This is a genomic window from Clavibacter michiganensis subsp. insidiosus (assembly GCF_002240565.1).
GTDB classification, from domain to species: Bacteria; Actinomycetota; Actinomycetes; order Actinomycetales; family Microbacteriaceae; genus Clavibacter; species Clavibacter insidiosus.
Genome location: NZ_MZMO01000001.1, coordinates 290,980 through 308,856, shown reverse-complemented (window position 1 = coordinate 308,856; position 17,877 = coordinate 290,980). Strand labels below are relative to the sequence as shown.

The window sequence follows — 17,877 nt, the reverse complement described above, 5'->3', positions numbered from 1 at the left end:
GCCCCCGCGTGTCCCGCCCCCACGATGCCAGCCGCGCGGACACCGCCCCAATGGGACCGTGGGGGTTGACATGCGCGAGCGTCCGCGCCTATGGGCGGGGCGATGCGGATGGGGCGGAGGTCAGCGCGCGTCGTCGCGCGGCTCGTCCTCCGGGGGCTCCCGCATGATGAGCAGGCCGCCGGGGCTGTTCGCCGTCGTCATGAGCGCATCCACCCACTTGCGGTTGATGGGCGGCACGCGGCTGCCGTGGTACTTGAACACCAGTGGCAGCGAGTTGTGCATCCAGATGGTCGTGCGCCCGTCGCCCACCTCCACGTCGTCGCGCCAGGAGAAGTAGAAGTTCTCCCCGCGGCGCAGCTTCGCGCCGATGACGAGCTGCAGGTGCGCGAGCAGGCGGTCGTCGAACTCCGCCGTCAGCGTCGAGTCGTACTTGAACGTGCCCATGATCGATCCCGTGTCCCCCTCATGAGCTCTCGGGCCCCGCGCCGACGGAGAGGGAGCCAGAGAGCGGCGCTGAGCTTCGGCCGTGCCCACCCACTATGCCAGCGTTGCCGCTCCGCATCGCTTCGTCCGGAAGGCGGATCGGCATGTGGTATTGGGAGGACCCGAGGAGGAGTCGGCGCGAGGGGCGGATCCCGCCGGCCGACGCGCCCGGCAGGACGGGCCCGGCGCCTGTCAAGGGGGTAGGCGCTCACCGCCCAAGCGGCGGACGGTCGATGGAGAGCCGCGGTCGCTCCGGACCGCGGCGCCGACGACGAGGAGAGACCCCTCCATGTTCTTCCACAAGCAGGAGCTGCAGCACAGCGCCACCCCCGACAAGCCCGACCCCATCTACGCCCGTCACCTCCAGGAGGTGCTCGGCGGCCAGTACGGCGAGATCTCCGTGGCCATGCAGTACGGCTTCCAGTCCTGGAACTCGAAGCTCCCCGGCAAGTACCGCGACATGCTCTACGGCATCGGCGCGGAGGAGTTCGGCCACGTCGAGATGCTGGCCATCATGATCGCCAAGCTGCTCGAGACCGCGCCGGTCGAGGCGACCGAGGACGCGATGAAGGACCCCACCCTCGCAGCCGTCATCGGCGGCGGGGACATCCAGCACGCGATCGTCGCCGGAGCCGGCGCGCGCCCGGTGGACGCGAACGGGAACCCGTGGCAGGGATCCTTCATCACCGCGAGCGGCAACCTCCTCGCCGACTTCCACGCCAACGCGAACGCCGAGATGCAGGGCCGGCTCCAGGTGGCCCGGCTGCACCACATGACCGACGACAAGGGCGTGAAGGATCTCCTCTCCTTCCTCCTCGCGCGCGACACCATGCACCAGAACCAGTGGCTCGCCGCGATCGCCGAGCTGCAGGCCGAGGGCACCGAGAGCCTGCCCGTGCCCGGCGACTTCCCCATCGAGCTCGAGGACCGCGACGTGTCGTACCAGTACCTCAACTTCTCGGACGGCCCTGCGGCAGCCGAGGGGACGTGGGCCTCCGGCCCCGCGCCCGACGGCAAGGGCACGTTCAGCTACCACGACGGCCCGACCTCCTCGGTGCCGATGCCCGCGCCGCCCCTCGGCAACCCGCTGCTCCACGGCACGATCCCGCCGAAGGACCCGGGCCTGCTGAAGAAGGCGGCGAGCGCCGTGAAGGACGCCGTCACGCCCGAGTGATCCGCGACGCATGACCGGGCGGCCGACCACTGCACGGGGTCGGCCGCCCGGCCGCGTCCGCAGACCCACGTCCACCGGGACGAGGGACCCGACCCGAGAGGACCGCATGATCCGCACCGGCATCCCACCCCATCCCGCCTCGCCCGTGCTCGCGCGCGACGTGGCACCGGGCGTCCACCTGCTCTCCCACGCGCACGTGAACCTGATCCTCATCGAGGACGACGACGGCGTCACCCTCGTCGACACGGCGTTCCCGGACACCTGGCCGCACCTGCTCACCGCCCTCCGCGCGATCGGCCGGACCCCCGACGACGTGCGCGCCCTGGTGCTCACGCACGGGCACTTCGACCACGTCGGATCCGCCGCACGGGCCGCCCGCGAGCTCGGCGTCCCGGTGCACGTGCACCCGGGTGACGCGCCCATCGCCCGGCACCCGTACTCCTACCGCCGCGAGCGCACGCCGTTCGCGTACCCGCTCCGCCACGGCCGCGCGATCCCCGTGGTCGCCGCCATGGCCGCCGCGGGCGCGCTGCGCGTCGAGGGCGTTGACGCCGTGGCCGACCTCGCGGCCGGGCCGCTCGACGTACCCGGCCGGCCCGTCGTCATCCCGACCCCGGGCCACACCGACGGCCACGTCGCGCTGCACCTGCCCGACCGGGACGCGCTGATCACGGCCGACGCGCTCGTGACGCTCGACCCGTACACGGGACGCACCGGCTGCCGCATCGTCGCGGGTGCCGCCACCGCGGACAGCGGGCGAGCCCTCCGGTCGCTCGCCGCGCTGGAGGAGACCGACGCGCGCATCGTGCTGCCCGGGCACGGCGCGCCCTGGACCAACGGGATCCGCGCCGCCGTCGGCGCGGCCCGTGCCGTGGGCCCGTCGTGACGGGCCTCACCGAGCTGTGGCTCGTGCGCCACGGCGAGAGCACGGCCAACGTCGCCGCGAGCCGGGCCGACCGCGACGGCGCCGAGGTGATCAGGGTGGACCACCGGGATCCGGACGTGCCGCTCTCCGACGTCGGCAAGGCCCAGGCGCGCGCGCTCGGTCGCTGGCTCGCGAGCCGGGCCGACGTGCCGACCGCCGTGTGGTCGTCGCACTACCTGCGGGCCAGGAGCACGGCGGCGGTCGCGCTGGCCGAGGCCGGCATCGACGCGGAGGTCCGGCCCGACGAGCGGCTGCGCGACCGCGAGCTCGGGATCCTCGACCTCCTCACCTCCCGCGGCGTCGCCGCACGGCACCCCGACGAGGACGACCGTCGCCGCTGGCTCGGCAAGCTGTCGTACCGGCCGCCCGGCGGGGAGTCCTGGGCCGATGTCGCGCTGCGCATCCGCTCGTTCCTGCAGGATCCCGAGGTCGAGGCCGCCGACGGCCGCGCCCTGATCACCACGCACGACGCCGTGGTGATGCTCTTCCTCTACGTCGGCCTCGGGCTCACCGAGGCCGAGCTGCTCGCGTTCCAGGCGCAGCACACCGTGGCGAACGCGTCCGTCACGATCCTCGAGCGGTCCGCCCCGCGCGGCCCGTGGACCCTCCGGACCTTCTCGGCCACGGAGCACCTCGACGGGCACGGCGCCCCCGTCACCCAGCACGGAGGAGAGCCAGATGACCGACGGCGATGACGACGACGCCCGCACCCACGCGCCCGCGGACGTGGTGACGCCGGCCGCGCTGCGCGACTGGGCGCTGCCCGCGGCGACCGGATCGAAGTACGGGCGCGGCCAGGTCGTGGTCGTCGGCGGAGCTCTCCGCTCGCCCGGCGCCGCGATGATCTCCGGCCTCGCCGCCCTGCGCGTCGGCGCCGGGCGGCTCACGCTCGCTGTGGGTGCGTCGGTCGCGACCGAGGTCGCCGTCGCGGTGCCGGAGAGCGGCGTCGTACCGCTCGAGGAGACGGACGCCGGGCACGTGCGCGGCGCCGGGATCCGCGCGGCCCAGGACGACATCGCCTCCGCCGACGCCGTCCTCGTCGGCCCCGGGCTCGACGACGCGGACGAGGCCGAGCGGATGGTGCGCATGCTCGCGACGCTCGTGCCCGACGACGCCGTCGTGCTCCTCGACGCCTTCGCCCTCGGGGTCCTGCCCACGTGCCGCGAGTCGGCCGCGCATCTCGCCGGCCGGCTCGTGCTCACGCCGAACTCGTCGGAGGCCGAGCGGCTGCTGGGGCGGGAGGCCGGCGACGACGCCGTGGCCGACGCCCGCGAGATCGCCCGGTCCTACGGCGCGGTCGTCTCGATGGGTGGTGTGGTCGCCGCCCACGACGGCCGGGCTTGGACGATCGGCGCGGGCGGCAGCGGGCTCGGCACATCCGGATCCGGCGATGTGCTCGGCGGCGCGGTCGCCGGCCTCTGCGCCCGGGGAGCGGATCCGGCCCAGGCGGCGGTCTGGGCGACCCACGCGCACGCCGCGGCCGGGGATCGCCTGGCCGTGCAGGTGGGCCCGCTCGGCTACCTCGCGAGCGAGCTGCTGCTCGAGCTGCCCCGCGTCCTGGTCGAGCTGGAGGCCTGAGCCGTCCTCCCCAGGCTGGTCCCGGCGGGCGTCCCCTGAGGATCCCCACTGGGCCCGGTCGTCGCGCGCCGACGGTCGTAGGGTCGGGACATGACTGATTCCACGTACACCGCACAGCTGGTCGGCCCCGATGGCACGGAGGAGACCGAGGTCGAGCTCATCAACGGCGAGCCCGTGAAGAGCTTCGTCCGCGCCACCTCGCTCAGCGAGGAGGAGGTCGTGTGGGAGCTCGACGCCGACGCGGACGGCTACGTCTACCGTCCCGCCGGCATCCCGGGCGCCGACTACTCCTGATCCGCGGAGCCGTCGCGCTCCTCTAGCTCCAGACGATCGGCAGGCAGCAGAGGACGCTGACCGCGAGCGCACCGAGCGACGCGAGCGTCCACGGGCGGACGGGCTGGGCGAACAGCCCGACCTTCCCGGTGCCGTGGACGCGGATCCCCTTGATGGCGCCGATCACCTGGAGCACCATCCCCAGGGCTAGGGCCGCGAGGGCCACGTACAGGAGCGCGGTGGTCGTGCCGTCGGAGATCACGCATCGACGCTACCGGCGCGGACCGTCGGCGGCTGCCCCCCCCCCCCGTCCGGCCGGGCCGATCCGCACCCCCGCCGTAGGATCGAGGTCCCGCACGACGTGAGGAATCCCGCATGAGCACCAGCCCGTCCACGCCCGCGACCGACACGGCCGCGATCGCCCGCATCATCGACCACACGCTCCTGAAGCCCGAGGCCACGCGCGACGAGGTCGCCGCGCTCGTCGCCGAGGCCGTCGAGCTCGGCACCTACTCCGTGTGCGTCTCGCCCTCGATGCTCCCGCTCGAGCTGCCCGCGGGATCCGACCTGAAGGTCGCCGTGGTCTGCGGCTTCCCGAGCGGCAAGCACCACAGCGAGGTCAAGGCCGCCGAGGCCGCGCTCTCGATCCGCCAGGGCGCCGACGAGGTCGACATGGTGATCGACGTGGGCGCCGCCCGCGAGGGCCGCTTCGCCGACGTCGAGGCCGACATCCGCGCCGTGCGCGACGCCGTCCCCGCGCCGGCCGTGCTCAAGGTGATCATCGAGTCCGCCGCGCTCGACGACGACCAGATCGTCGCCGTCTGCCAGGCGGCCGTCGCCGCCGGCGCCGACTTCGTGAAGACCTCCACGGGCTTCCACCCGACCGGCGGCGCGACCGTCCACGCGGTCGAGCTGATGAGCCGCACCGTCGACGGCAAGGCCGGCGTCAAGGCGTCCGGCGGCATCCGCACCCACGAGACCGCCGTGCAGATGATCGAGGCCGGCGCCACGCGCCTCGGCGTCTCGGGCAGCGCGGTCGTGCTCGCCGGTCCCGTGCAGACGCCGGAGAACGGCGCGCTCGGATCGAGCGGCTACTGATGCCCGCGGACCGCCGCGCGCACCTCGCCGACCTCGGCCGGTTCATCCAGGCCTCCCCCTCCTCGTTCCACGCCGCCGAGGAGGGCGCCCGCCGGCTCGAGGCCGCGGGCTTCGCGCGCCTCGACGAGCGCGACGCGTGGCCGACCGGCGCCGGCCGCCGGTTCATCGTGCGCGACGGCGCGCTCCTCGCGTGGATCCAGCCCGCCGGCGCGCACGCCACCACGTCCTTCCGCGTGCTCGGCGCCCACACCGACTCCCCCGGCTTCAAGCTGAAGCCCACGCCGACCATCGGATCCGACGGCTGGGTGCAGGCCGGCGTCGAGGTCTACGGCGGCCCGCTCCTCAACTCCTGGCTCGACCGCGACCTCGAGCTCGCCGGCCGCCTCGTCACGCGCGACGGCCGCCGCCACCTCATGCGCACCGGGCCCCTCCTGCGCTTCCCGCAGCTGGCCGTGCACCTCGACCGCGGCGTCAACACCGACGGCCTGCGGCTGGATCCCCAGCGCCACATGAGCCCGATCCTCGGCACGGGCTCCCCCGCCGACGCCGACGTGCTCGGCCACCTCGCGCGGCTCGCGGGCGTCGCCGCCGACGACGTCCTCGGCTACGACGTGGGCGTCGCGGACACGCACGAGCCCGGATCCCTCGGCCTCGACGGCGAGCTCTTCGCCGCCGGCCGCATGGACAACCCCAGCTCCGTCCACGCGGGCCTCGCGGCGCTCCTCGAGCTCGCGGCCACCGCGGACGACGACCCGGAGGCGCCCATCGCGGTGCTCGCCGCATTCGACCACGAGGAGGTCGGATCCGCGACCCCGTCGGGCGCCGCCGGCCCGATCCTCGAGGACGTGCTCGGCCGCATCTCCGCCGGCCTCGGCGCATCCTCGGAGGAGCGCCGCCGCGCGTTCGCCTCCTCCTGGTGCCTCTCCGCCGACGCCGGCCACGCCGTGCACCCCAACTACCCGGACCGCCACGACCCGGCGAACCGGCCGGTGCCGAACGGCGGCCCGCTGCTGAAGATCAACGCGAACCAGCGCTACGCGACCGACGGCGTGGGTGCCCGCGAGTGGGCCCTGGCGTGCGAGCGCGCCGGCGTCCCGTTCCAGGAGTTCGTCTCCAGCAACGCGGTGCCGTGCGGCTCGACCATCGGCCCGATCACGGCCACGCGCCTCGGGATCCGCACGGTCGACGTCGGGATCCCGCTGCTCTCGATGCACTCGGCCCGCGAGCTGTGCGGCGCCGACGACCCGGGCCACCTGGCCGCCGCCTCCGCCGCGTTCCTCCGACCGTCCGCCTGACGCCCGAGCGGAGCGACGCACCCGAGCGACGCACCCCGGCGCACGACACGACCGAGGGCCCGACGCGATCCGCGCCGGGCCCTCCGTCGTGCACCGGGGATCAGCCCCCGTACGACTCCAGCAGCGCGCGCATCTTCGTGAGCTGGTCGCCCTGCGCCGCGGCCATCGCGCCCGCCAGCTCGAGCGCCTCGGTCGACGTGCCGAGCTGCGCCTCCCCGTCGGCCAGCTCGATCGCCGCCTGGTGCCGGGCGATCATCCCCTGCAGGAACAGCCGGCCGGCGTCCGTGCCGCTCGACGCCTTGAGCACCTGAAGCTCGGAGTCGAACGCGGTGTCGCTCATCGCCTCGATGTCGGCCTCGGACGCGCCGCCGCCCGCCGAGCCGCCGGCGCTGCCGTCCTCGGATCCGCTGCTGGCCGAGACCCCGCCGGCCTCGTCGCGGTCCTCGGTGCCGGTGGCGCCGGATCCGCCCTCCTCACCCGACCACTCCTCGGCGAGCTGCGCGAGCGTCCTTGCCTGCGGGCCCTGCTCGTCGCGGATCTGCGCGGCCAGCTCCTGCGCCCCCGGCGGCAGGTCGCGCACCTGCAGCGCGGCGACGGCGAGCTCGACGGATCCGGCGGCGTGGTCGCCCATCTCCTCGGCGAAGGAGAGGTCGGCGCGGTTCCAGCCCTGCGACTCCGTCTCGGAGGGGGCCGCCGCGTCGGCGCTGGGGCTGGCTGCGTCCTCGGGCGTGCGCGGCGGAGTCGAGCAGCCGGCGAGCGCGGCGGCGAGGGCGATGGCGGTCGTGGCGGCGGCGAGGCGGTGGCGGTATCCCATGCGACGATCCTCCTCCACGGCGCGGCGCGCGCGGGCCCGACGATAGGTTCTCCCCATGCCCGAGATCGTCGACCTGCCGCACCCCGGCGTCACCCTCGAGTTCGGCGAACCCGGCCGCCCCGTGGTCGTGCTCGTCCACGACGACCACGGCCGCCTCCCCTGGCTCGACCAGTACGCCCTCGCGCTCGCCCGCGCGGGCTTCCACGTGCTCGTGCCCGACCTCTACGACGGCCGCGCCACCCTCGACGACGCTCTCGCGGAGGGGCTCGCCGCCGAGCTCGACGTGGGGTACGCCCTCGGCACGATCCGCGACGGCATCGACTCGGCGCGCGCTCGCGGATCCCGGCGCGTGGGCCTCGTCGGCTTCGCGCCCGGCGGGTGGCTCGCGCTCCTCGAGGCGCAGGACGGCGGCGCCGACGCGGTCGTCGCCCACTGCGCGAGCCTCGGACCCCAGGAGCACGGCGTCATCCCGTGCGCGGTGCTCCTCCACCTCGCCGAGCACGACGAGTGGATCGACGACCAGCGACCCGAGGCCTTCATCGGCCGGCTCCGCGAGCACGGCACCCCGGTCACCGCGCACACCTACCCGGGCACGACCCCCGTGTTCCCGAACGCGAGCCTCCGCGACCGCTTCGATCCCGACGCGGCGGCCCTCGCCTACCGCCGTACTGAGACGTTCCTGGTCGAGCATCTCGGAGACCAGTGACCGATCAGTGCGGCACAGGCACCAATCCGGTCGCTTAGGCGGTACGAATGTAGGGAGCCTGGGAGATCCCCGGCTCTTCCCTACCAGTGGAGGCACCATCATGAGCTCGTCCCCGAACCGCCTGCTCGGCACCGTCTTCGGCGCCGTCTACGTCCTCGTCGGCCTTCTCGGCTTCCTGTTCCCGCCGCAGAGCGGTGGCTTCTTCTCCTCCGACGGCGGCCTGCTGCTCGGGATCTTCATGGTGAACCCGTTCCACAACGTGGCGCACCTCCTCATCGGCGCGGCCCTCCTCATCGGCGGCCTCTCCAGCGTCGCGTCGGCCAAGGCCGTGAACTCCACCATCGGATTCGCGTACCTCGCCCTCGGCATCGTCGGCTTCTTCCTCGTGAACACCGACTTCAACATCCTCGCGCTCAACACCGCGGACCACTTCCTGCACCTCGGCAGCGCCGTCGTGCTGCTGATCGTGGGCCTCGGCGCCGAGAAGGGCGTCCGCAACCGCGCCGCCCGCGCCGCCTAGGCAGCACCACCGCCGCGCCGCTGCACCGGGCGTGTCACGCAACGCATCACCGGCACCACCCGCACGACAGCACCACCGCACGACAGCACGCAGCACCGCACCACCCGCGGCGCCCGGGACGACGAAGGGACCAGCACGTGTCACTGCTCATCCGCCACTGGCTGGCCCTCGCCGCCCTGGGCGCCGCGCTCATCCACCTGGCCGTCGGCGCGGGATCACCGCCCGCGGCCATGGTGACCCTCCTCCTCATCGGCGTCGCCGAGGGTGCATGGGCCATCGCGGTGCTCCGCTCCGACCGCCTCCCGGTCCCGGGTTGGGCCGCCCTCGGCGCGCTCGTCCCGGTCGCCGGCTGGGCCCTCCTCGTCACGGCGGCGGTCGTCATGTCCGCCCCCGGCATCACGAGCGACCTGCCCGCGATCCCCATGCTCGCCGCGACCCTGCTCGACCTCGTGGTCGCCGCCGTCGTCGGCCGCCACCTCCGCTCCCGCGCCGAGTCCGAGGCCCAGGCCGCGTGCACGGCCGTCGAGGCCACGTTCCCGGCCGACGTCGCGCTCGTCGGATCCGGCGCGCCGCTCCCGTCCGCCGCCGCGTCGCCCGCCGTCGTGGCCACCGCGCTGCCGACCGCGGCCAGCGTTGAGGACGCCTCCCCCGCCGGTCCCGAGCCCGAGCGCACCGGCGGCCGCTACCTCGTGGGCGTGCTCATCGGCGCCTTCGTCGTCGCGGGCCTCGTCACGCCGGCCCTGTCGCTCACGCGCGCAGGCGAGTTCGCCGTGCCGCACGGCCAGCACAGCACGATCGACCTCGACGGCATCCAGGGCGAGCACTCCGGCCACTGAGCCCGCGGGCTCGAGCCGCCGGACGCCGCATCAGCTCGCGGGCGTGACCGCCGGCGTGACGCGGATCCGCGTGGCCTCGCTCATGAAGCGCCGCACGTTCTCGTCGACGATGATGTCGCCCGGCCGCAGCGGCCGCGTGAGGAACAGGCCGTCGATGTCGGTGATCCGGCTGAGCGCCACGTACGTCTGCCCCGGGCTGAAGACGCGCGCCCCGAGGTCGACGATCGCCCGGTCGTAGGTCTTGCCCTGCGACTTGTGGATGGTGACCGCCCACGCGAGCCGCAGCGGGAACTGCGTGAAGTCGGCCACGACGTCGCGCCGCAGCTGCTTGGTGGTGGGCGAGTACGAGTACTTGTGCTTCTCCCACGTGACCGGCTCGACCTCGTGCACGACGCCGTCGAGCTCGACGTACACGTTGGTGTCGATGCGCGTGACGACGCCGACGGATCCGTTCACCCAGCGCTGGTCGACGTCGTTGCGGAGGAACATCACCTGCGCGCCGATCTTGAGGTCGAGCTTCTCGTCGGCCGGGTAGGTGCGGCCGCCGAAGTCGCCCGTGACGTCGGCGGTGGCGGTGAGCGAGCGGCCGGGCAGGCGCTTGAGGGCCTCCGCGTTGATCCGGTTCACGGTGTCGTTGCGAGTCGCGAGCGTGATGGCGCCGTCGGTCGGAGCCGGGCGCGCGCCCGCCGCGTTGAGGACGCCCGCGATCTCCGCCGTGACCCGGCCGTGGCGCACGGCGTTGAGCATCTCCTTGAACGCCTCCTCGTGCTGGCGGTGGATCTCAGTGAGCTCGTAGATCCGCAGCTGCGCCTCCTCCCACACCTTCGCGTCGAAGAACCACATGGAGCGGTAGCGGTCGGCGAAGTAGGCGCGCTCGTCGCCGTCGCCCGGCACGGGGGCCAGCTGGTACGGATCCCCGAACAGCACGACCTGCACGCCGCCGAACGGCACGTCCTTCTTGTGGCGCGCCTGGCGGAGGCTGCGGTCGATGGCGTCGACGAGATCCGCGTTGACCATGGAGACCTCGTCGATGACGAGCGTGTCGATGGTGTTGAGCAGCTTCCGCAGCTCGCCCGTCTGCTCGATCTCCTCGTCGGCGATGACCCCGATGGGGAGCTTGAACAGCGAGTGGATGGTCTGGCCGCCGACGTTGAGGGCCGCGACGCCCGTGGGCGCGCAGATGACGATCTGCTTCTCGGTGTTCCACGACAGGTGGGTGAGGAGGGTCGACTTGCCGGTGCCGGCGCGGCCGGTGACGAAGATGTGGTCGCGCGTGCCCTCGATGGCCTGGAAGACCGCGGCCTGCTCCGGGGAGAGGGGGACCGTGCTCACGCGGGGCTCCTGGCGGTTCGGGGGTGGATGCGGCGCGGATCGAGGGCGGCGGCGCGGCGCGGATGCGCACTCGAATCTACCCCGGGCCCGCGGCGGGAGGCGCGGATCCCCCGCCCGTAGGATGATCCGCATGCCGAGCCCCGCCGTCGACGCGCGCGGCGAGCTGCGTCGGGCCGTCGTCGTCTGGTCCCTCCTCGCGGCGCTCCTCGTCGGGGCGTTCCTCGGCACCGTCGCCGCGCTCAACCAGGGCACCTTCAGCGCCCACGGCTTCGTGCGCTCCTACCTCGACGCGCTCGCCCGCGAGGACAGCCGCGACGCTCTCTCCGCGCCCGGCGTCACGTTGCCGGACGACGGCAGCCGCGCCCTCCTCGACGCCCGCGCGCTGCCCGGCCTCGCCGACGTCGAGCTCGTGTCCGACGAGCCCGCGGGCGGCGGCGAGCGCGCGGTCACGTACTCGTACACGCTGCCGTCGGGGCCGGGATCCACCGAGTTCCGCGTGCGCGAGACCCCCGCTGCGCTCGGCCTCTTCGCCCGGTGGGAGTTCGCGACGAGCCCGGTCGCGGCGATCGACCTCGAGCTGCGGCACGCGTCCACGTTCACGGCCAACGGGGTGGCCGTCTCCGCGACGCCCGGCGGCGAGACGGCCGCGGGCGCCGGATCCACGTACCTCGTGCTCGCGCCCGCGTCCCTCGCGCTCGACCACGCGTCCCAGTACCTCCAGGCGGAGGACGCCGAGGGCGCCGTCACCGAGCCGGGCGGCGTCGTGCCGGCGCGCGTCGACGCCGAGCCGACCGACGACCTCGTCGCCTCCGTGCAGTCCGAGGTCGAGGCGTACCTGACGGAGTGCACGACGCAGGCCGTGCTGTACCCGTCGGGCTGCCCGTTCGGGAAGACGATCCGCGACCGGATCACCGCGCCGCCCGTGTGGAGCATGACGACCATGCCGCAGATCACGCTGCAGCCGGCGATCGACGACCCCGCCGACCTCGACTGGGTGGTGCCGTCGACCGTCGGCACCGCGCACATCAAGGTCCCCGTCCGCTCCCTCTACGACGGCAGCGTGAAGGACCTCGACGAGGACGTCCCGTTCAGCGTGAGCTGGCGCGTGAGCGTGGACGAGACGTCGGGCGTGCGGATCCAGGGGCTGTAGCCGCTCCCGGCACCCTCCCCCCCGCGGCACGGTGCGGCGCGGGAGCGGCAGGGCCAGGATCGGGACGCAACAGGGTCCGTGCGACCGCGGGGATCCGTCACCCGAGGAGCGCCCGCATGTCCGCGATCATGACCCCGTACCTGTCCTTCCGCGACCAGGCGGCCGACGCGCTCCGCTTCTACCAGGGGGTGTTCGGCGGCGAGCTCGCGATGACGACCTTCGGCGAGCAGGGCATGAGCCCGGACCCGGCGGAGGCCGACAAGGTCATGCACGGCCGGCTGGACTCGGGCGCGGGCTTCGTGCTCATGGCGTCGGACACCCCGGCGGCGATGGGCGTGCCGAGCGGATCCGCCATCACGCTCTCCCTCTCGGGCGACGACGCGGCCGTGCTCGACGGCTGGTGGGACGCGCTCACGGCCGACGGCACGATCGTGCTGCCGCTCGAGGTGGCGCCCTGGGGCGACCGGTTCGGCATGTGCACGGACCGGTACGGGATCGACTGGATGGTGTCGATCGCGCAGCCGGCTCCCGCCGCCTGATCCGCGCGGCCGGGTCGCCGCCTCAGGTCCAGCGGCCGCCGCGCGGCACGATCAGGGGCGTGTGCGACACGGGGTCGTCGATCACCAGGCACGGCAGCCCGAAGACCTCCTCCACCAGCTCCGCCGTGACGATGTCGCGCGGGGCGCCCGAGGAGACGACGCGGCCGTCCTTCATCACGATGAGGTGGTCGGCGTAGCGGGCGGCGTGGTTGAGGTCGTGCAGCACGGCGACGATGGTGCTGCCGTCGCGGTGCAGGTCGGCGAGGAGGTCGAGCAGCTCGATCTGGTGGGCGATGTCGAGGAACGTCGTCGGCTCGTCGAGCAGCAGCACGGGCGTCTGCTGCGCGAGCGCCATCGCGACCCACACTCGCTGGCGCTGGCCGCCCGAGAGCTCGTCGACGTGGCGGGCGGCGAGGTCGGCGACGCCCGTCGCGGCCATCGCCTGCTGCACGGCGTCCTCGTCGGTCGGCGTCCACTGGCGGATGAGGTTCTGGTGCGGGAAGCGGCCGCGCGCCACGAGGTCGGCCACCGTGATCCCGTCGGGCGCGATGGCGCTCTGCGGCAGGAGGCCGACGATGCGCGCGACCTCCTTGGCGCGGTAGGAGCCGATCGGCCGGTCGTCGAGGAGCACGCCGCCCGCGGTCGGCGCGAGCAGGCGCGAGAGCGCGCGGAGCAGCGTCGACTTCCCGCACGCGTTCGGGCCGACGATCACGGTGAACGAGCGGTCGGGCACGGCGACGTCGAGCCGTTCGGAGATCACTCGCCGGTCGTAGGAGAGCGTGACGCCCTCGGCGCGCAGGCGCGGGGCGGTGGTCGCGGGCGCGGTGGTGGCGGTGTCGTCCACGGATGGACCTCCCATCGGGTCGAGGGCGGCGTCAGGCACGGCGGGACGCCTCGCGGATGAGCAGGGCGATGAGGTACGCGCCGCCGACGACGACCGTCACGATGCCCACGGGCACCGTCCCCGGCAGCGCGTGCTGGGCGGCGGAGTCGGCGGCGAGCAGCAGCAGGCCGCCCGTGAGCGCGGCCGGCACGAGCGGCAGGCCGGCGCTCCGCGTGAGGCGGCGGGCGATCTGCGGGGCGGCGAGCGCGACGAACGCGATGGGCCCGGCGGCGGCGGTCACGACGGCGGTGAGGGCGACCCCGAGGATCAGCAGGGCGAGGCGCGTCGGCTCGGCCCGCACTCCGTGGGCGCGCGCCGCGTCGTCGCCGAGCTCGAGCTGCCGGAGCGGCGCGGACAGCAGCAGGATCGCGGGCGCGAGCACGAGGAGGGCGACGAACGCGGGCAGGGCGCGGTCCCAGCCGACGAGGGCGAGGGATCCGGCGCCCCAGATCGACGCGGCCATCGCGACCTCGGTGCCCGCCTTCAGCAGGAGGAACGTGTTGACCCCGTGCAGGACGGCCGTGACGGCGATGCCCGTGATGACCAGCCGGAAGCCCTGCACGCCGCCACGGTACGCGAGCAGGTAGACGACGAGCGCCGTGCCGAGCCCGCCTGCGAGCGCCCCGACGGCCGTGGGCAGGAAGGTCGCGCCCGCCAGCGTCGTGACGATCAGCGCGCCCGTGTAGGAGCCCGTCGAGAAGCCGATGATGTCGGGCGAGCCGAGCGGGTTGCGCGTGAGCGACTGGAACACGGCGCCCGCGACGCCGAGCGCGGCGCCGAACGCCAGCGCGGCGAGCACGCGGGGCAGGCGCCACTCGAGGACGATGGTCGAGGCGAACGAGCCGTCGGGGAGCGCCATCGCGCGGATCACCTCGGGGACGGTCAGCGGGTAGTCGCCCGTGCCGAGCGCCACGAGCGCGAGGGCGACGATCGCCACGGCGAGCGCCGCGCCCACGAGCAGCTCGCGGCGCTGCAGACGGATGCCCACGACGGGCAGGCGGACGGTGCCGGGCAGGCGGGCGGGGCGGACGGCGGCGGAACCGGTCGCGCCGGGGCGGCGGTCCGCGCGGGCGGGCGCGCTCACAGCCCCGACGCCCTCTGCCGGCGGACGAGCAGGATCAGCACGGGCGCGCCGAGCACCGCGGTCACGATCCCGGCGGGCAGCTCGGCCGGCCGCAGCACGATGCGGCCCACGATGTCGGCCGCGAGCAGCAGCACGGGCGCGAGCACGATCGTGTACGCGAGGATCCAGCGCTGGTCGGGCCCCACGATCCACCGCGCGATGTGCGGGATCATCAGCCCCACGAACGCGATCGGCCCCGCCATCGCGGTCGCCCCGCCCGCGAGCAGCGTCACCGCGACCACGGCAACGGCCCGCGCCACGACCACGTTGGCCCCGAGGGAGCGCGCCAGGTCGTCGCCGAGCGCGACCGCGTCGAGGCTCCGGGCGATGAGCGCGGCGAGCAGCACGCCCGCCGCGAGGAACGGCGCGACCGGCACGAGGGCGTCCCAGCCGCGGTCCTGCAGCGAGCCCGACTCCCACGCGCGCATCGCGCTGAAGCCCTGCGGGTCGGCCAGCAGCATCCCCGAGGTGATGCCCGCGAGCACCGCTCCGAGCGCGACGCCGGCGAGCGTGAGGCGCACCGGATCCCCGCCGCCGCGCCCCGCGGATCCCACGACGTAGACCACCACGGCCGCCGCGAGCGCCCCCGCGAATGCGAACCAGAGGTAACCGCTCACGGCGGTCACGCCGAGCACACCCGTGGCGACGGCGACCGCGAACGCCGAGCCGGCGGTGACGCCGAGGATGCCGGGATCCGCCAACGGGTTGCGCGTGACGGCCTGGATGAGCGCGCCCGCGACCCCGAGCGCGAGGCCCGCGGCGAGGCCGACGAGCGTGCGCGGGACGCGGAGGTCGGTGATCACGACGAGCTCGGCCGGGTCGCGCGGGCGGCCGGCGAGCGCGTCGACGACGGCGCCGAGCGGGATGTCGCGCGAGCCGATCGCGATGCTCGCGAGGGCCGCCAGCACGAGCACGCCGAGCGCGAGCACGAGGCCCGCCGAGCGCGACAGCCCGCTCCGCGCCCGGCCCGCGGGGGCGTCGGGGGCGGAGGCGCGCGCGAGGACCCGGAGCGACATGGCCCGGTCAGCCTACCCTGCCGTTAGGTTAGGCTGCCCTTGCCTGACGGGATCCACACCGGTCCGTCACCCCACACCCGAGAGGCCCCGCACCATGAGGTTCCCACCCACCGGCTCCGCCCTCGTCGCGCTCACCGTCGCGACGCTCGCCCTCACCGGATGCACCGCCTCCTCCGACCCGGGTGCCTCGGCTCCGCCCGCGTCCGGATCCGCCACCGGCGCCTTCCCCGTCACGGTCGACACGAAGTTCGGCGAGGTCACCGTGCCGAGCGAGCCGAAGCGCGTCGTCGCCCTCGGCTGGGGCGACGCGGAGACCGCGCTCGCGCTCGGCGTCCAGCCCGTCGGCGCGTCCGACTGGCTCGGCTTCGGCGCCGACGCGGACGGCGTCGGCCCGTGGGCGCAGGGCCTCTACACGCAGAAGCCGCAGATCATCGAGACGCTCGAGCCCTCCTACGAGGCGATCGCGGCGCTCAAGCCCGACCTGATCCTCGACACCAAGGGCTCCGGCGACCAGGCCCGCTACGACCGCCTGTCCCAGATCGCCCCCACCATCGGCGTGCCCGAGGGCGCCGACAGCTACCTCACCGACATGGAGGACCAGGTCGACATGGTCGCCGAGGCCCTCGGCCGCGAGGACCAGGGCGACGCCCTCCTCGACGCGGTCGACCAGCGCTTCGACCAGGTCGAGGCCGCGCACCCCGGCTGGAAGGGCAAGACCGTCACGGCCGCGACCAAGACCAGCGAGGGCTGGGGCGCCTACGTCGAGGGCAGCGAGCGCGTCGCGTTCCTCGAGAAGCTCGGCTTCGAGCAGAGCCCGACCATCGCCGGGATCCCCGCGAACGCCGGCGGCTTCTCGGTCGACGTCTCCTCCGAGCAGCTCGACCTCCTCGACGCCGACGTGATCGTGGCGTTCCCGATCTTCATCGACAAGTCCGTCATCACCGACGACCCGCTGTGGCAGGCGATCCCCGCGGTCGCGGCCGGCCACTCGATCGTCCTCGACGGCGACGTCTCCTCGGCCTACTCGATCGGCACCACGCTCTCCACCGGCTACGCGCTCGACCAGCTCGTGCCGCTGCTGGAGACCGCCACGTCCTGATCCGCATCCGCACCGCCGAGGGCCCGTCGCGCACCGAGCGCGGCGGGCCCTCGTCGTCCCGGCGGCTACGTCTCGAGCATCGCCGTGAGCGCCCGCCGGTAGTCCTCGAACGCGCGCCGCCCGACGGTGGTCAGCGCCAGGTAGGTCACGGGCTGCCGGCCCTCGTGCGTCTTCCGCACCTCGACGTAGCCGGGATCCTCGAGCTTCCGCAGGTGCGTCGACAGGTTGCCGGCCGTCATGTCGAGGATCTCCTGCAGCCGCGGGAACGACAGCGCCTCCCCCGCGTCCAGCGTCGCGAGCGCCGCCACGATCCGCAGCCGGGCCTGCGCGTGGATCACGGGGTCGAGGTCAGCCAAGGCGAGCTCGCAGCGACCGGCGCGTGCGACCGGCGAGGAGGGCCGCCGCGATCCCCGTCACGAGGTACGCCCCTCCGCCGACGACGGCCATCACGATGTAGTTGCCGGGGTAGCCGGCGAACGGGGCCGCGAGCGCGGCCAGCACGAGGATCGACCCCAGCAGCAACGACGACCGCGAGTGGAAGAGCGCGGCGGTCGACAGCAGCATGAGGCCGGCGACGAACGAGAAGCCCGACGTGGAGAAGATCGACAGCAGGCGGCTGGGGGCGTCGTTGGACGCCAGGCCGATGCCGAGCACGTAGACCGAGACCATCGCCACCGACCAGCTGATCCCGTAGACGCGTCCCTGCCAGCGTGCCTCGCCGGTGGTCGCGAGGCCCGGGGAGTTGCGGACGCCGAGGACGATGCTCGCGACGCTCGACAGCGCGATGAGCCCCGCGAAGATCCCGACGGCCACCGGGAGCGGCAGGCTCACGACCTCCGAGCCGTCGATGAGCCAGAGGGCCGTGTACCCGAGGATCCACGCGACGCCCCAGCACACCTCCATCACCCAGACGAACGAGGTCTGCGCGTCGACCGCGACCCGCCGCTGATCCTCCATGAGCGCGCGCATCTCGCGCGGGTCGGGCGCGGGCCCGTCGTCGTCGACCGCATCCTCGTGCATCGTCGTGTCCATG

22 protein-coding genes are annotated in these 17,877 nt (G+C 74.2%); 13 read left to right on the top strand and 9 right to left on the bottom strand.

The window, feature by feature from the left end; all coding sequences use genetic code 11:
• Positions 1-120 precede the first annotated feature (120 nt).
• The gene (locus B5P21_RS01640; RefSeq protein ID WP_012039605.1) at positions 121-444 is read right to left on the bottom strand and encodes a DUF7882 family protein; all 324 of its coding nucleotides are present in this window, start codon (positions 442-444) and stop codon (positions 121-123) included.
• Between the two features lie 328 nt (positions 445-772).
• Here B5P21_RS01640 and B5P21_RS01635 point away from each other — a divergent pair, with 328 nt between their 5' ends.
• The 5 genes from B5P21_RS01635 (at position 773) to B5P21_RS01615 (ending at position 4,454) form a co-directional block, all read left to right on the top strand.
• Complete coding sequence (locus B5P21_RS01635) at positions 773-1,657, top strand: manganese catalase (protein WP_045529975.1); 885 nt, start codon at positions 773-775, stop codon at positions 1,655-1,657.
• Positions 1,658-1,763: 106 nt separating this feature from the next.
• Positions 1,764-2,543, top strand: coding sequence for an MBL fold metallo-hydrolase (locus tag B5P21_RS01630; RefSeq protein WP_080939355.1), 780 nt, complete (start codon positions 1,764-1,766; stop codon positions 2,541-2,543).
• Positions 2,540-3,277 (top strand): histidine phosphatase family protein, encoded by a 738-nt coding sequence (locus tag B5P21_RS01625; RefSeq protein ID WP_045529976.1) that lies wholly within the window; start codon positions 2,540-2,542, stop codon positions 3,275-3,277. Before B5P21_RS01630 ends, B5P21_RS01625 begins: the two co-directional genes overlap by 4 nt.
• Entirely contained in the window at positions 3,261-4,160 is a 900-nt protein-coding gene (locus tag B5P21_RS01620; RefSeq protein WP_045529977.1) for an NAD(P)H-hydrate dehydratase, read from the top strand. The genes B5P21_RS01625 and B5P21_RS01620 overlap by 17 nt, the downstream gene beginning before the upstream one ends.
• A 90-nt stretch (positions 4,161-4,250) precedes the next feature.
• A complete protein-coding gene (locus B5P21_RS01615) occupies positions 4,251-4,454 on the top strand; it encodes a hypothetical protein (RefSeq protein WP_043583726.1) in 204 nt (67 codons plus the stop codon).
• 22 nt (positions 4,455-4,476) lie between these two features.
• Here the strand turns inward: B5P21_RS01615 and B5P21_RS01610 are convergent, their stop codons facing one another.
• The gene (locus B5P21_RS01610; RefSeq protein WP_045529978.1) at positions 4,477-4,695 is read right to left on the bottom strand and encodes a hypothetical protein; all 219 of its coding nucleotides are present in this window, start codon (positions 4,693-4,695) and stop codon (positions 4,477-4,479) included.
• Positions 4,696-4,808: 113 nt separating this feature from the next.
• Between B5P21_RS01610 and deoC the strand changes: the two genes are divergently transcribed.
• Entirely contained in the window at positions 4,809-5,531 is a 723-nt protein-coding gene (deoC, locus tag B5P21_RS01605; RefSeq protein ID WP_045529979.1) for a deoxyribose-phosphate aldolase, read from the top strand.
• Positions 5,531-6,826 carry a M18 family aminopeptidase gene (locus B5P21_RS01600; protein ID WP_094170684.1) on the top strand — a complete coding sequence of 432 codons (1,296 nt, stop codon included), beginning with the start codon at positions 5,531-5,533 and terminating at the stop codon, positions 6,824-6,826. The genes deoC and B5P21_RS01600 overlap by 1 nt, the downstream gene beginning before the upstream one ends.
• A 100-nt stretch (positions 6,827-6,926) precedes the next feature.
• On the opposite strand, the gene B5P21_RS01595 is transcribed toward B5P21_RS01600, so the two are convergent.
• Positions 6,927-7,640 carry a DUF305 domain-containing protein gene (locus tag B5P21_RS01595; RefSeq protein WP_045529981.1) on the bottom strand — a complete coding sequence of 238 codons (714 nt, stop codon included), beginning with the start codon at positions 7,638-7,640 and terminating at the stop codon, positions 6,927-6,929.
• Positions 7,641-7,695: 55 nt separating this feature from the next.
• Between B5P21_RS01595 and B5P21_RS01590 the strand changes: the two genes are divergently transcribed.
• The 3 genes from B5P21_RS01590 to B5P21_RS01580 all read left to right on the top strand — a co-directional run bounded on the left by B5P21_RS01590 (position 7,696) and on the right by B5P21_RS01580 (position 9,702).
• The gene (locus B5P21_RS01590; protein WP_045529982.1) at positions 7,696-8,346 is read left to right on the top strand and encodes a dienelactone hydrolase family protein; all 651 of its coding nucleotides are present in this window, start codon (positions 7,696-7,698) and stop codon (positions 8,344-8,346) included.
• Positions 8,347-8,446: 100 nt separating this feature from the next.
• Positions 8,447-8,866 carry a DUF4383 domain-containing protein gene (locus B5P21_RS01585; RefSeq protein ID WP_043583712.1) on the top strand — a complete coding sequence of 140 codons (420 nt, stop codon included), beginning with the start codon at positions 8,447-8,449 and terminating at the stop codon, positions 8,864-8,866.
• Between the two features lie 137 nt (positions 8,867-9,003).
• On the top strand, positions 9,004-9,702 hold the full coding sequence (locus B5P21_RS01580; RefSeq protein WP_094170683.1) for a hypothetical protein: 699 nt from the start codon (positions 9,004-9,006) through the stop codon (positions 9,700-9,702).
• A 30-nt stretch (positions 9,703-9,732) separates the two neighbouring features.
• Here the strand turns inward: B5P21_RS01580 and B5P21_RS01575 are convergent, their stop codons facing one another.
• Entirely contained in the window at positions 9,733-11,034 is a 1,302-nt protein-coding gene (locus tag B5P21_RS01575; protein WP_045529984.1) for an ATP-dependent DNA helicase, read from the bottom strand.
• Positions 11,035-11,164: 130 nt separating this feature from the next.
• Here B5P21_RS01575 and B5P21_RS01570 point away from each other — a divergent pair, with 130 nt between their 5' ends.
• Positions 11,165-12,184: a hypothetical protein gene (locus B5P21_RS01570; RefSeq protein WP_094171377.1), complete on the top strand. Its 1,020-nt coding sequence runs from the start codon at positions 11,165-11,167 to the stop codon at positions 12,182-12,184.
• 116 nt (positions 12,185-12,300) lie between these two features.
• Entirely contained in the window at positions 12,301-12,723 is a 423-nt protein-coding gene (locus tag B5P21_RS01565; RefSeq protein WP_045529986.1) for a VOC family protein, read from the top strand.
• A 22-nt stretch (positions 12,724-12,745) separates the two neighbouring features.
• Here the strand turns inward: B5P21_RS01565 and B5P21_RS01560 are convergent, their stop codons facing one another.
• From B5P21_RS01560 to B5P21_RS01550, 3 genes are read right to left on the bottom strand one after another with little or no spacing between them, the layout of a single operon-like run.
• Positions 12,746-13,582, bottom strand: coding sequence for an ABC transporter ATP-binding protein (locus tag B5P21_RS01560; RefSeq protein WP_045529987.1), 837 nt, complete (start codon positions 13,580-13,582; stop codon positions 12,746-12,748).
• A gap of 16 nt (positions 13,583-13,598) precedes the next feature.
• Positions 13,599-14,690 (bottom strand): FecCD family ABC transporter permease, encoded by a 1,092-nt coding sequence (locus B5P21_RS01555; RefSeq protein WP_052663259.1) that lies wholly within the window; start codon positions 14,688-14,690, stop codon positions 13,599-13,601.
• A complete protein-coding gene (locus tag B5P21_RS01550; RefSeq protein WP_094170682.1) occupies positions 14,687-15,745 on the bottom strand; it encodes a FecCD family ABC transporter permease in 1,059 nt (352 codons plus the stop codon). Before B5P21_RS01550 ends, B5P21_RS01555 begins: the two co-directional genes overlap by 4 nt.
• 94 nt (positions 15,746-15,839) lie before the next feature.
• Here B5P21_RS01550 and B5P21_RS01545 point away from each other — a divergent pair, with 94 nt between their 5' ends.
• Positions 15,840-16,844 (top strand): iron-siderophore ABC transporter substrate-binding protein, encoded by a 1,005-nt coding sequence (locus tag B5P21_RS01545; protein ID WP_045529989.1) that lies wholly within the window; start codon positions 15,840-15,842, stop codon positions 16,842-16,844.
• 65 nt (positions 16,845-16,909) lie between these two features.
• Here B5P21_RS01545 and B5P21_RS01540 read toward each other — a convergent pair whose 3' ends face one another.
• On the bottom strand, positions 16,910-17,200 hold the full coding sequence (locus tag B5P21_RS01540; RefSeq protein WP_045529990.1) for a transcriptional regulator: 291 nt from the start codon (positions 17,198-17,200) through the stop codon (positions 16,910-16,912).
• Positions 17,193-17,876: a hypothetical protein gene (locus B5P21_RS01535; protein ID WP_045529991.1), complete on the bottom strand. Its 684-nt coding sequence runs from the start codon at positions 17,874-17,876 to the stop codon at positions 17,193-17,195. The genes B5P21_RS01540 and B5P21_RS01535 overlap by 8 nt, the downstream gene beginning before the upstream one ends.
• Between the last annotated feature and the right edge of the window lies 1 nt (position 17,877).